The organism is Deltaproteobacteria bacterium, from assembly GCA_016874775.1.
GTDB lineage: Bacteria > Desulfobacterota > Binatia > Bin18 > Bin18 > VGTJ01.
The window spans coordinates 1-12194 of the sequence record VGTJ01000050.1 but is presented as its reverse complement, the minus strand read 5'-3'; the positions used below and the strand labels follow the sequence as shown (position 1 = coordinate 12194).

Below are 12194 nucleotides of genomic sequence, written 5' to 3'. Positions count from 1 at the left end.
CTCTCCCATCTAGGGATAAATTCCCCGCAGTTGCACCGCTTCGGCAACACGATGAATTGCTAATACTTGCGCAGCGGTGCGCATATCGATGCTCTTCTCGTGCGCCACGCGCAAAATTTGATTGAAACTGCGCACCATAATCTGGCGCAAGCGTTCGTTGATTTCATCCTCTCCCCAAAAGAACGACTGCAGATCTTGCACCCATTCGAAATACGAAACCGTCACGCCTCCCGCGTTGCACAAGATATCGGGAATCACGAACACGCCTTTTTCCCGCAAGATGTGATCGGCTTCAGGAGTTAATGGGCCATTTGCTCCCTCAGCGATAATTTTCGCTCTGATTCGAGCAGCGTTTGTCGCTGTAATTTGATTCTCCATCGCGCAGGGCATCAGTACATCACAATCGAGTTCAAGCAAATCCGCATTGTCTATCGCCTCTCCTTGAGGGAACCCGACCACCGATCCTTGGGTTGCAACATACGCCCGCAATGCCGACAAATCGATGCCGCGAGGGTCATGGACTCCACCGTTCACGTCACTCACGGCGATCACTTTCGCACCGCGCTCTTGCGCAAGATATGCAGCAGGGCCACCAACTTTGCCAAAACCTTGTACGACGACTCGGGTGTGTTCGAGTGGCAGATTTTTGCGTTTAAGCGCCTCAATCATCGTGATCACCACACCGCGCCCCGTGGCTTCAGCACGTCCCAAAGAGCCACCAACCGCTACGGGTTTTCCCGTGACTACTGCCGGAACCGAATAGCCATGATGCATAGAGTAGGTGTCCATAATCCACGCCATCTCACGCTCCCCTGTGCCAACATCAGGCGCAGGAATATCACCTTGGGGGCTCATCAACACGCTAATTTCTGTCGCATATCGACGCGTCAGTTTCTCTAACTCTCGTACCGTGAGCTTCTTTGGTTCGCAGATGACACCCCCTTTTGCCCCACCGTAGGGAAGCCCGACGACCGCACATTTCCAGGTCATCCACATGGCCAAGGCTCGGACTTCGTCCAGTGTCGTGGCCGGATGATAACGAATCCCCCCCTTCGTTGGCCCTAAGGCGGTGTTGTGATGGACCCGGTAGCCAGTAAACACTCGAACCGATTTGTCTTCCATCTCGACCGGGAAATTGACCGTAATTTCTCGCTTCGGCACTCGCAAATAATCAGCAATACCAGGAGGCAAATCTAAATGCCGCACCGCATTATCAAACTGCCGTAACGCCGTCTCGTATGCCGATTCCACCATTGTTCACTCCTCCTTCCCCACGGATGCACCCCAAATCATAACATATTCTCTCCGTGCGGTCGCATACAAATTTGCCGAAGCGGACCGGTAGCTCCGTCATTCGTTCTACTTGCTCATTCACGTATAGTGAGGTAGACGTGGGTCCGGCCAAGAAGAGAAGGAAAGGTATGCGAAATATGCGTCAGGCAAAAAAAGCGAAAACTCCTGTAGCATCCACTCGGCAGCCCATGCCACAGATGCAGGTTGCCACCGTAGTCAAAGACGGACGGGCACAGGCTGAGGAGTTCGCCCGACAACCACGGAAACTAAAGGTCTTACTTGAAACGGCGGTCGAAAAGCTGAAGCAGGCGGACAAAGGCGCGTTCAAAGGCTTGTGGCCCTATCTCTTAGCGATGATACGGCTGATTCGCGCCTTCTCTAATGGGAAGTACAAACACGTCCCTTGGGAAAACCTGATTTCCATCATCGTTGCTCTCGCTTATTTCGCTTCCCCATTGGACTTGATTCCTGATTTCTTGCCCGGCGTCGGTTATCTCGACGACGCAATGATCGTGCGCTTTGTCTACCGCTCAGTACGAAGCGAACTCGAACGTTTTATGGAGTGGGAGAGTGGTCTTGAGCAATCGTAGTCATTGCTCCAGCAGCCTCAGAGGTCCGCGTCAAGTACACCATCAGCATTTCTGCCGGTAGACAGCGCTGCCCGTTACAACGCCGGGGACTCGCGGTAAAAGGAACCGTTTGTCGCAGTTTCTGAAGGACATCTCGCGGCATCTCAGATCGCCGTGCCGAGGCGTCCGTTTGCAGACGCTTGAAGCACAGTTCCAACACTTCACAGCCACGGCAGTGTGGATCATCCAGGAAATCACAAAGGGCGTTGAGCGTCATAGCCAATCGATTCGCTGGTGTACATTTCCCAGAGAACATGAGTGTCATGGTTACCTCCTTTGTCGTGACACTGATCTCTATGGTCACTAACAGAGCAATTCTGTTGCCACAGCCAAAGAGCAATTTCCCGCTGTGAACCGACGAGAACAGGCAAGAAGTGTCTCCGATGGAAACATATGTGTGGTGCAAGGAGAAACACCACTTCATAGCGCCAAGCAGCTCGACCAAAATGGAGATTGTATACCGATCGCTCTTCGCCTATGTCCTGAGCGAAGAGAAGAATCTCTCAGAGAGACCCTTCACTTCGTTCAGGGTGACAATTGCGATTGGTTCATCCCTTGGAGGTTACGGCAGGAACATCCTCCTTCTTCCGCTCATTCAGCCTATCCATGCCGAGCCAAGTCCCAGTAGTAGTCCAGTGTCGCACCGACCCGCGTTCGCCCAAACTGCTTCTCTTGTGTAGCAAGCAGTGCCTTCACACCAGCTAGATGCCACTCCTCATCCGAGGCAAGCGCTTGCAGTGCGGCTACCACACGACGATCTTCATCCCGTTGTGCAGCATGTTCGCGATAACGTTGCTGTAAGCGTCCCTCAGTGACACGAAGCAGCGCGAGAAGCTCTAAGGTCGTTTCGGGACCGGCATAGCCTCCCCGGATGGGTAAGGCTCTCCTGCGGATAACCGTTGGTGATCCACCAAGCTCTTGGATCAGTTCGGTGATCAATTGGATATGCCGTGCCTCATCGGCAAGTTGATGTGTCAGATGAAGAGTCATTTCAGGCTCACTCACCCGTCGGAGCAATCGCTCAAGCAGTTCTGCTCCTTGCACCTCTGCCGCGCGATACAGATTCAGAATACTGAACTGGTCAGTGTGATCCCACATTTTCCACCTCAATCGCTACACCAACCCCAATGTCGCTAACGGTTCGCGGTCAACAACTGGCAAGCGCTGTGCACCGGCGTATGCCCGTGCCTCACCAGGCGTGCGTTCATACGGATCGGCAAGCCCTAACTCCTTCGCGTAATCGCGCAACACTGGAACAACTTCATTCGCCATCAGCCGCATACTGGTCATACGGTCCGCATTACTCACCGGACCTTGAATGTGGAAGAAGATAAAAATACCAGGGCGGAGCACCTGGGGCAGGGTCTTCACCTTCGGAATGACAGTCTTCGGCGTGCCAACGATGATCTGCATCCCCTTCTGCGCCTTCTTGTAACTTTCAGAGAGCTTGCGACGGATTTCTTGGTACTCCTGTTCCGCCGTTTCAGGATCTTCCTGCGCCATATGGAGTTTCGTTTGGCTTACGCCCAGCCAGCTTCCGCCTGGTTGTTTGGCTAACATGCGGATAGCACTCTTCGAGTTATATCCGGGCGGCAGCGTATGCTCAGGGCGGGAGAATGCTGTCTGGCCACCACCGTAAATGAACCCCTTCCCTAGCTCTTGCGCTTTCTCTTCTGTCTCGGCAAGGAACGTCGGAATCAGGTAACCGAAATTCTCTGACCCGGCTTGATAACCATGCTTCGCCGCTTCATCATCATAGATATCCCACAGGTCGCAGGTCGGACCGATGGCCGTCCCGAGTCCCACGTATGGATAGCGATGCTCAGCACACCATTTCACCGTCTCAGGACTGAGGACCCCAGGAATCCACATCTGCGGATAGGGTTTCTGATATGGCAATGCCCACGGATTCACATGCCGATAATGAAAATGTTTCCCTTCATAACGCCACGGTCCTGGACGAGTCCACGCCTGGACAATAAAGTCATGTGCTTCGTTGAACATTTCTCGGTTGTACGCAGGATTGGCATTGTTAAAAAATTGCTCACTCCCGGCACCTCGCACCCAGCCAGCTACAAGACGACCACGTGAGATCAAGTCGATTTCTGCTAATTCCTCTGCCATACGCAGGGGATGTTTAATCACAGGCAGTGGGTTGCCGACCAACACGATCTTCACTTTTTTGGTAATACGCGCAAGGATGGCAGCCTCGACATTCATCACCCCACCCATACAGAAGGGTGTCCCGTGGTGTTCATTCAATGCCACAGCGTCAAAACCTAAATCTTCTGCGTAGCAGGCTTCGTCCAGAAAATAATTATAATCATCCGCACCTTTGTCTCGATCAAAGTATTTGTTCGAGACAGCAAAGAACGCATGATTTTCAAACAACGCTTCTTCCGGCACCCAGCGATAAGGGCGTTCAGTAAAGTACCCGACTTTCATGGTCTACTCCTCTGTCGATTTCTGTATTATTTCGTTGCGACACTACGTATGACGTAGTGCGTGACACGAGAGCAACACTCACGGTTTGGAACACGCACCACGTCACACGCCTGCCATCCCTACCCCGCCAAGAATGTTTTCACTGCCGTCGTGAACTCCGCCGAGTTTTCGATTTCCGGTCGGTGTCCCACTTTGGCGATTTCAACGACTTTGGCTCCACTGATCGCGCGCTGGTATGCCGCAATACATCCTTTCGGAACCACTCCATCCGCTTGCCCCCAGATCAGGAGCGTCGGGGTCTTCTTCACCCCTTGCAGCAGATACTCAAGGCTAGGATTGTGCATGTACGGTTCCCACCCAATACGAGCAGTCTCCGCTCGGGCATCTTCAAAAGCCTCGAACTGCTCCGGTGTCATCTCGCCACCATAAATCTTGCCGAACTCTGAAGTCTCGTCCGGCACCGCAACAGTGCGACGAAGCAACGTTCGGATCGTCAGAGGAAAGATATCGAGGATTTCCCCCTCATTCGGCTTGAGTCCCATGGGAGCAACTAACACCATGTGCGAGAAAATCTTGGGGTCTGAGGCAACCATTTCTGCGGCAGTAAAACCACTCGCAGAAAACGCCACCACATCAACAGGATCGAGTTTCATCTCACGCACAACCATGTTGTAGAACCCACCAAGATCGCGATAACTGCGAATCCATTCGAGTCGTGGCGTTTTCCCAAAACCAGGTTGAAGCGGAATCAGCAAGGTCCGATCTTTAGCCAGCGCGTCGTTCCATTGCATCCATCCGGGGTAACCTAACTCGTCGTGAAGAACGAGCAGTGGTCGCCCTGTCCCTCCCTTCACCATGACGAGATCGGCACCGGCTACTTTGACGGTTTCCTCTTTCCACTGTGTCAAGATGAGTATCCTCCCTTCTGGTCTCGGGTTGTGAGCTACCACATGAATCCAACTTTCCCGGTGTACGTGGCATAGTCACCGCCGCCCTCCAGGATGTTGTACCGCACATCAGTTCCAACAAAGATGCGCTCGGTGAGTTTGATATCAGCGCCACCGCCAATGCTATACGCGATCTTGATGTTCCCTTGTCCAGTCGGAAACCCGCGACGATGCAGTTCTGGTGCTTCTGGAGTGACGCCACCAATCAACCCTCCTGGGAAGCCAGCAGATTTCAACGAGACATCCGGACGACCATCACCATTGAGGTCGATTCCCGCACGCGTGGTCCTTCCCAGGACAACATTGAGACCCAGACCAGTCACCACATACGGCTGCAGATAGTTTTGTAACCCACCCAGAGTGTAGTCAACCAATTTGTATTTTGCTCCGAGAAACACTTGCAGGAATTTCGCTTCTGCCTTGTTACTGAGAATACGTGCGCCTTGGGGGAGTCCCATTCCTGGTGCCATCAAGGTCAGCGGCGTGACAAAGACCCCGTTGTCCGTGCTCCGACCATACCCAATCATCACCTCGCCTAGGAGCTTCTGACCAAACAATGGATCTTTGCGCCAGATCGGCAAATCAAGGGCGCCAGCGATGAAGACGTCAGTCCCCGTTCCAAAAGGCCCACTATGTCCTCCCGGCATCAAGGAGAACTCACCACCAAACGGTGCAGCAAGTGTACTTTCTATGGCCCGCAGCCGCGTCTCTTGTTGCTCCTCACTTGCAGTCACTGCCTTCGGTGCCGGGGCACCCGCTGTGAGTTGCCCTTCCAACTTCTTGATCCTCTCCTCTTTTGCACGCACATCTTCTTCGAGCTGCTGTAGTCGCTGGTTGATCTTACGCAACTCATTGACACTCACCTCGACCGTGTCTCGTCCACCACCGATGCTCAGTGTAACCTGCCACCCAATGATGCCAAACGCGCCAACGACCAGTACAACTGTTCGTAACACATGCCCCCCTGTCCGATGTTCCTGCTTCATACCAGCGAGAACTGTGCCACGAACAATTCGCCTAAAAGACATCAAGAAGTGACATTATCTCCTCGTCGCATGCGACCAACGGCAACACGACTGAGACAGAACTGGTGCAAATGGATACAAGAAAAGCGATACAGTCTGCTCGTGGCGGTCATGCCAGTGCTGAGGGGTGACAGTGGGGGCATTCTCGCAAAAGCGAGAATGCAGGAAGACTCACCTGTAGCTCCAGCTTGACGTTTCTGCATGCCCGCGCCAGCAGGCATGCAGAAGGCGAGTCTTCAAATATGGGGAAGATGGCGATTGAGGTGGGTATCGACGTGGGGGACCTTGAGTTGCGCCCGGCTTTGTAGTTGCGCAGCTTTCCAGTTGCGCATCGCCCGACGCACATAGTCAGGATCAAGTCCTAACGCGTCACAGACGTTGATAAAGGAAAAGAACCAACTCGTGTCAGCCGATTCGAACCACTCCTCTGCGTCGCGAAAAATCTGCTTTTCCCGCGGACGGCCCGCCCACACATACGTCCGAAAACTATGGACAGCCTCCTCAAGCACGGCATAGAGCAGACGCTGCTCAGAGGTCAGTCTTTTTCCTTGCAACGCACGAACTTGTTCAGGCAACAATACATCTGGTTCAAACATGGACACGCACCTTGATGGAACAGCTTCGCTCACGCACGATAGAACTTGATGACAGCATTGGTTGTCTTTTGTACTTGTGCCAACAGAGACAGGTGTCCCGCCTGTGGAATCGTCATCGTCTTCACTCTTTCACTACTCGTGAGTAATTTCCGATAGAGAAGAAGAGAGACTCGACAGAGCCGCGCACTCCAACACAACCTGCGGAGGTCCTTGGCCACACATGGTCTAACCGCAAGGGGAAAGGTTGTGTTTTCGAGCCTCTCTTGCAGATTTTTCTCACAGCGAAAAATGTGCCAAGCTGATGCGCCCTGAAACCCTGCATAACTCACGTGGACACTGCACGGCGAAGACAAAAGTGGCGCCAAAGGATACACAGAGGACAAAACAATCTGCGCGAGTGTTGCGATCGGGGGCAGCAGGAGTAGCATATTCTGTACTACAGAAGTGTCTCCACGGCCACACAACTCCGCTCACCACGCGCCCTTTGGCAAGATAGCGCTTCTGCGCCTCATAAAAACTCGCACCACCCTCCCCTGGTACGGTTCTCGCTAGGATGGTTCCTGAAGGTCTCAGAGGAGGTACGCATATCCGTGCAGCGCAAGAACTTGCAATTCGGCACGTTACATTTGTTCGACAATCCTGTTCACAAGGCCGAACATCAAATTGTGAAGAAACAGCTTGAGTTTATGCAGGCTGCTGCAGACTTAGGGTTTGATTCTATCTGGTCTGCCGAACATCACGTTAGCGAGTACGGCTACCGTGCCTCGGACCGCGTTGATGCTTGCGCCGAAGGTGGATCAGCAATCGCCGCGTAACCCGCGGAGGGTGCCTCATCAGCCATACGTGTCACAAAGGGCCAAAGAAAAAGGAGTGTTATCATGGCAAATCCATCGCCAAAGCTAGCTGACTACAAGAACATTATCGACGCCGACGGGCACATGTTGGAACCACCAGATGCGTGGGAAAAATATATTGACCCAAAATTCCGCGAGCGCGCATTGCGGATTCGCGTCAGCAGTGATGGCAAAGAATATCTCGAACTCGATGGCAGACCCTCGAAATTTTTCAATATCAAAGCGCTGACGTTGCTTGGCGGTATGGGGAATAACGCCGACGAAATGGCAACCAGACTGAACATGACGTACAAAGAGTCAGCGCAGTTTGGGACGATGGATGCAAAGGAGCGTGTCAAGCTGCTCGATCACGAGAACATTCATATCGCATTGATGTATCCAAGTGTCGGGCTGACGTGGGAGTGTGAAGTCGAAGACCACGAGCTCGCCAATGCCTATAGCCGTGCGTATAATCGCTGGATTGTCGACTGGTGTTCAGATTCTGGTGGACGGCTGGTTCCTATCGCTCATATTGCCATGACCGATGGTCCCTCTGCTGCCGCAGAACTGGAACGCGCGGTCAACGCTGGCTGCAAAGGTGGCTTCGTTGCACCATTCACCATCACCAACAAACCCCATGCCCACCCCGACTACAATGCGTTTTGGGCAAAAGCGCAAGAGTTAGACGTACCGATCAGTATCCACCCCATGGCCGAGCCTCCAACGAAGCGGGTGTATCGGCGCTTCAAAGAGATGAAAGGCGCGGACTGGTATCACAATGTGTTGGGAGGTCAAGGACCTCAACAGGCGCTGTTCGTTTTGTTTCACTACGGCTTGTTCGAGAAATTTCCCAAGGTAAAGGTTGTCCTCCTAGAGTCGAGTGCAGGTTGGGCTGGTGCCGCACTCGACCGCATGGATACCACCTTCGAAACTGCGCTCGGCAAAGGCACGTCGATGAAAGAAAAACCCAGCTTTTACTTCAAACGCCAATGCTGGGTGTCTGGTGATCCAGACGAGAAAGCCCTTGCCTATATCGTTGATTATGTAGGCAACGATAAATTCTTCTGGGCGAGTGACTTCCCGCACTTCGACCATCCTGCGGACTACATGAACATGCTCGCGACCTTGGTGACACCCATGTCTGAAACCGCGCGGCGGAATCTGCTCGGTGATAGCTGTGCGCGTGTCTATAAACTGTAAGTGGGGTATCAATGGCTGGTGAATATGTATTGGCGCGTGAGGCACTGGCAACCTACGTCGCGTCCGGTGAAAAGCTAGGCATGCTTCGCGACACTCTTTTGCGCTCATTGTTGTACGAAGTAGTGACCACGTACCGGGAGTATCGCAGCATCAAAGACATCACGCATGAATTGTCGTTCTTGATCGACCAGTTGAACGATGATGTGGGGCCGATTACGCGAGGAAGTTAAAGAATTGTGGATTGTAGATTGCGGATTGCGGATTGCGGATTGGAAGACAAAGAAGATTGAGGTTTGCCAAATGCACAGTCTGCAATCCGCAGTTTCAGAAGGAGGTTGGCTATGCCTGCATATTATTCCTGTGATTCCCATGTAGTGGAGCCACCCCAAGTGTTTGCAGGTCTCGAACGCTTTGGGACACGTGCGCCGCAGATCCTCAAGAATCCTGAAGGCAAACGGGGAACGTTTATCGCCTTCGGCAAGATCATGTTCTCGGTGGGACGACTTGGCATCGCTGGCCGTCGTCTCGACAACCCAGAAACCCAGGAATTGATCGCGCGTGGTTATGAAGGCTTAAATCCTGGGGTATATGACCCGGTCGAACGACTCAAAGTCCAAGCAACTGACGGTATCATTGGCGAGGTCGTATATCCCGGAGCGAATATGCTCGCGTTCGGCTACCCCGAACGCGATGTCGTCCAGGCACTCTTCTCGCGCTACAACGACTGGCTGCACGAATACTGTAGCCATACTCCGGAACGGTTAGTTGGCATGGCGTGCCTGCCGCTGCCGGACATTGACGCCGCCATCAAAGAATTAGAGCGTACAGCTCATAAAGGGTTCCGCGGCTTTGCCATTCCCTGTTCTGCACCACCTGACAAGCCCTATAGCCACCCTGACTACGAACCGTTTTGGCAGGCAGCAGAACAGGCCGGACGTCCGCTTGCTATGCATGTCTTCTGCGGCAGTACACCGGATATGGGACTTCCTGCGCACTGGGGCTCTCCCACTGGAGCAATCATTGGTTACACGATGGTCCATGGGGCGATCGTCGCTACCATCGCGCAACTGATTTGCTCAGGCGTTGCGGAGCGTCACCCTCAGCTCAAGTTTGTCTGCTGTGAATTCGAGACCGGCTGGCTCGCGCATGTGTTGCAACGCCTTGATCATGCCACCTATCGGGCGCGCGAGGAAGCGTCGCCAGATCTCACGATGCCACCGAGTGCGTATTTCCAGCGTCAGTTCTACGCCACTTTTGAGGACGATCAGTTAGGAGTCAAAACCCGTCACGAGATTGGCGTCGATAACCTTATCTGGGGGAATGATTATCCACACCACGACTCGATCTGGCCTCACTCACAGTCAGTGATTAATCGAATATTCCATGGAGTGCCAGCCGATGAGAAATATAAAATGACGACTGGCAACGTCTGCAAACTGTACGGCATCAGCATACCACCCGAGGCCGTCACAGCCGCGGCGTCATAGTGTCATCGCTAACTCTCTTCTCACGATGAGAGTTGAGGTCAGGGGCAAGGTTGGCCCACCTTTCCCTGGCCTGTTGGGAGAGTCGAGTCGATCAGTTGTGTCCTTCTTTACTGAACGATCTCAGACTCTCCCTTTTTTTTCATTCGGTGAGTGACGAAGTGGACGGATCTTCGAGGGTCCGATTTAGGATGAGCAGCCGCAGTGGCGGGCTGTGCCCACCACTGCGGCACGGATCTCATTCTTGCTGGACTCCCCATAGAGCTTTACTGCATCACAAACCCTTCATATTCGTTGGCCGCCACTTCAGCGCACTTCTGTCGGTAGGCTGGCGCAGTATTGGCATAAAGCAAGAAAACCCGCTTCTTGCCGGGAATGTTCGCACCCACAAACCACGAGTTTCCTTTGGCAAAGAGTGTCCCTTCCGTCAATGCATTCGCGTGCTCAACCCATGCATCTTCAGCTTCCACCGTCGGCGCGATGCGTTGCAAGTTCTTCTGCTGCATATAGCCGATGCAGTTGGCAATCCATTCCACTACGGTCTCAGAGCAACGTGGGAAATTGCAGAAGGCTGCACTATTAGCGATAAAGAAGTTGGGAAAACCGGCGGTCTGTAACCCCAGATAGGTGCGTGGACCATTCGCCCATTTGTCTTTGAACGATTGACCGTCTTCGCCCCGGATGTCGATCCGCGTCAGCGCGCCAGTCACTGCGTCGAACCCAGTCGCATAAATGATCACGTCAAATTCGTGCTCTTTGGCACTGGTCTTGATGCCTTTGGCGGTAATACGTTCGATCGGGGTTTCGTTGAGGGTGACTAACAAGACGTTATCTTGGTTGTAGGCTTCGTAGTAGTTGGTCTCCAGGGGAATACGTTTAGAACCGAACGGGTGACTCCTGGGCACGAGCTTTTCCGCAACGACAGGGTCCTTCACGCGCGCACGGATCTTGTTGCGAATAAATTCAGCAAAATCTTCGTTCGCCTCTGGGTTAGCCATAATATCGTGGAAATTCCCCAGCCATTTCTCGAAGCCAGGTTTGGCCCACAACTCTTCGTATCGGGCGAGCCGTTCTTCTTGAGGCACGTCAAAGGTCTTGCGCGGGTCGAAATCGCACTGAAAACCGGTCGGGGTTTCGTTGCACTTTTTGAACATCGACTTGTAGTTAGCCTTGAAGCGGCTCTGTTCTTCCGGTGTGACCAATGAGTTACGTAATGGCGCGCAGTAGTTGGCCGTGCGCTGGAAGACGGTCAGGTGTTTGCACTCTTTGGCAACGATCGGGATGAGCTGGACAGCCGTAGCGCCAGTACCGATGACACCGACGCGCTTGCCAGTGAAATCAACTTTCTCGTGCGGCCATCTGCCTGTATGCAACGATCTCCCGGTAAACGTCTCTCGCCCGGCGAATGGCGGAGTATAATCTGCCGAGAGAATACCAACCGCACCAATGACAAAGCGCGCCCGTGCCCGCTGCCCACTTTCGAACTGAACCTCCCACTGGTTCGCTTGTTCATCGTACACTGCCGACTTGACCCGTGCATTGAGTTGGATGTTCGGGCGGAGGTTAAACTTGTCAGCCACATAGTTGAGATAAGGCGGTGGCAGGAAACAACTTACCGCAATAGTGATTGACCGGAGTGGAGAGCCTCTGCACAAGAGCAGGGATGAGAGACGAGACCATTGTGTGCTGGCTTCGGTCTAAGTATCGAAGTCTGGTCGAAGAGCTGGATGAACGCGGGCGAC

General features: G+C 53.3%; 13 protein-coding genes. 5 read left to right on the top strand and 8 right to left on the bottom strand.

Translation table 11 applies throughout. The features are described 5' to 3' along the window. Positions 1–9 precede the first annotated feature (9 nt). Entirely contained in the window at positions 10–1254 is a 1245-nt protein-coding gene (locus FJ147_10655) for a Glu/Leu/Phe/Val dehydrogenase (protein MBM4256347.1), read from the bottom strand. 167 nt (positions 1255–1421) lie between these two features. Here FJ147_10655 and FJ147_10650 point away from each other — a divergent pair, with 167 nt between their 5' ends. Continuing rightward, positions 1422–1883: a DUF1232 domain-containing protein gene (locus FJ147_10650; protein ID MBM4256346.1), complete on the top strand. Its 462-nt coding sequence runs from the start codon at positions 1422–1424 to the stop codon at positions 1881–1883. Here the strand turns inward: FJ147_10650 and FJ147_10645 are convergent. The 6 genes from FJ147_10645 to FJ147_10620 all read right to left on the bottom strand — a co-directional run bounded on the left by FJ147_10645 (position 1849) and on the right by FJ147_10620 (position 6935). After that, complete coding sequence (locus FJ147_10645) at positions 1849–2187, bottom strand: hypothetical protein (GenBank protein MBM4256345.1); 339 nt, start codon at positions 2185–2187, stop codon at positions 1849–1851. The two genes, FJ147_10650 and FJ147_10645, sit on opposite strands and share 35 nt — an antisense overlap. A 335-nt stretch (positions 2188–2522) precedes the next feature. Further along, positions 2523–3020, bottom strand: coding sequence for a ferritin-like domain-containing protein (locus FJ147_10640; protein MBM4256344.1), 498 nt, complete (start codon positions 3018–3020; stop codon positions 2523–2525). Positions 3021–3035: 15 nt separating this feature from the next. Further along, on the bottom strand, positions 3036–4367 hold the full coding sequence (locus FJ147_10635; protein ID MBM4256343.1) for an LLM class flavin-dependent oxidoreductase: 1332 nt from the start codon (positions 4365–4367) through the stop codon (positions 3036–3038). A 119-nt stretch (positions 4368–4486) separates the two neighbouring features. Beyond that, the gene (locus tag FJ147_10630) at positions 4487–5275 is read right to left on the bottom strand and encodes an alpha/beta hydrolase (protein MBM4256342.1); all 789 of its coding nucleotides are present in this window, start codon (positions 5273–5275) and stop codon (positions 4487–4489) included. 35 nt (positions 5276–5310) lie between these two features. Continuing rightward, the gene (locus FJ147_10625) at positions 5311–6270 is read right to left on the bottom strand and encodes a hypothetical protein (GenBank protein ID MBM4256341.1); all 960 of its coding nucleotides are present in this window, start codon (positions 6268–6270) and stop codon (positions 5311–5313) included. A gap of 305 nt (positions 6271–6575) precedes the next feature. Continuing rightward, on the bottom strand, positions 6576–6935 hold the full coding sequence (locus FJ147_10620) for a hypothetical protein (protein ID MBM4256340.1): 360 nt from the start codon (positions 6933–6935) through the stop codon (positions 6576–6578). Between the two features lie 590 nt (positions 6936–7525). Between FJ147_10620 and FJ147_10615 the strand changes: the two genes are divergently transcribed. The 4 genes from FJ147_10615 (at position 7526) to FJ147_10600 (ending at position 10455) form a co-directional block, all read left to right on the top strand. Next, on the top strand, positions 7526–7750 hold the full coding sequence (locus FJ147_10615) for an LLM class flavin-dependent oxidoreductase (GenBank protein ID MBM4256339.1): 225 nt from the start codon (positions 7526–7528) through the stop codon (positions 7748–7750). 63 nt (positions 7751–7813) lie between these two features. Next, a complete protein-coding gene (locus FJ147_10610; GenBank protein ID MBM4256338.1) occupies positions 7814–8968 on the top strand; it encodes an amidohydrolase in 1155 nt (384 codons plus the stop codon). An 11-nt stretch (positions 8969–8979) separates the two neighbouring features. Beyond that, positions 8980–9198 carry a hypothetical protein gene (locus tag FJ147_10605; GenBank protein ID MBM4256337.1) on the top strand — a complete coding sequence of 73 codons (219 nt, stop codon included), beginning with the start codon at positions 8980–8982 and terminating at the stop codon, positions 9196–9198. Between the two features lie 111 nt (positions 9199–9309). Continuing rightward, positions 9310–10455 (top strand): amidohydrolase, encoded by a 1146-nt coding sequence (locus tag FJ147_10600; GenBank protein ID MBM4256336.1) that lies wholly within the window; start codon positions 9310–9312, stop codon positions 10453–10455. Between the two features lie 263 nt (positions 10456–10718). Here the strand turns inward: FJ147_10600 and FJ147_10595 are convergent, their stop codons facing one another. Further along, on the bottom strand, positions 10719–12113 hold the full coding sequence (locus FJ147_10595) for an NAD(P)/FAD-dependent oxidoreductase (protein MBM4256335.1): 1395 nt from the start codon (positions 12111–12113) through the stop codon (positions 10719–10721). Positions 12114–12194: the final 81 nt, after the last annotated feature.

Excerpts from the sequence above, each read along its gene's own strand:
- FJ147_10655 (MBM4256347.1), bottom strand. The coding sequence starts at position 1,254 with ATGGTGGAATCGGCATACGAGACGGCGTTACGGCAGTTTGATAATGCG.
- FJ147_10650 (MBM4256346.1), top strand. The coding sequence starts at position 1,422 with ATGCGAAATATGCGTCAGGCAAAAAAAGCGAAAACTCCTGTAGCATCC.
- FJ147_10645 (MBM4256345.1), bottom strand. The coding sequence starts at position 2,187 with ATGACACTCATGTTCTCTGGGAAATGTACACCAGCGAATCGATTGGCT.
- FJ147_10640 (MBM4256344.1), bottom strand. The coding sequence starts at position 3,020 with ATGTGGGATCACACTGACCAGTTCAGTATTCTGAATCTGTATCGCGCG.
- FJ147_10635 (MBM4256343.1), bottom strand. The coding sequence starts at position 4,367 with ATGAAAGTCGGGTACTTTACTGAACGCCCTTATCGCTGGGTGCCGGAA.
- FJ147_10620 (MBM4256340.1), bottom strand. The coding sequence starts at position 6,935 with ATGTTTGAACCAGATGTATTGTTGCCTGAACAAGTTCGTGCGTTGCAA.
- FJ147_10610 (MBM4256338.1), top strand. The coding sequence starts at position 7,814 with ATGGCAAATCCATCGCCAAAGCTAGCTGACTACAAGAACATTATCGAC.
- FJ147_10605 (MBM4256337.1), top strand. The coding sequence starts at position 8,980 with ATGGCTGGTGAATATGTATTGGCGCGTGAGGCACTGGCAACCTACGTC.
- FJ147_10600 (MBM4256336.1), top strand. The coding sequence starts at position 9,310 with ATGCCTGCATATTATTCCTGTGATTCCCATGTAGTGGAGCCACCCCAA.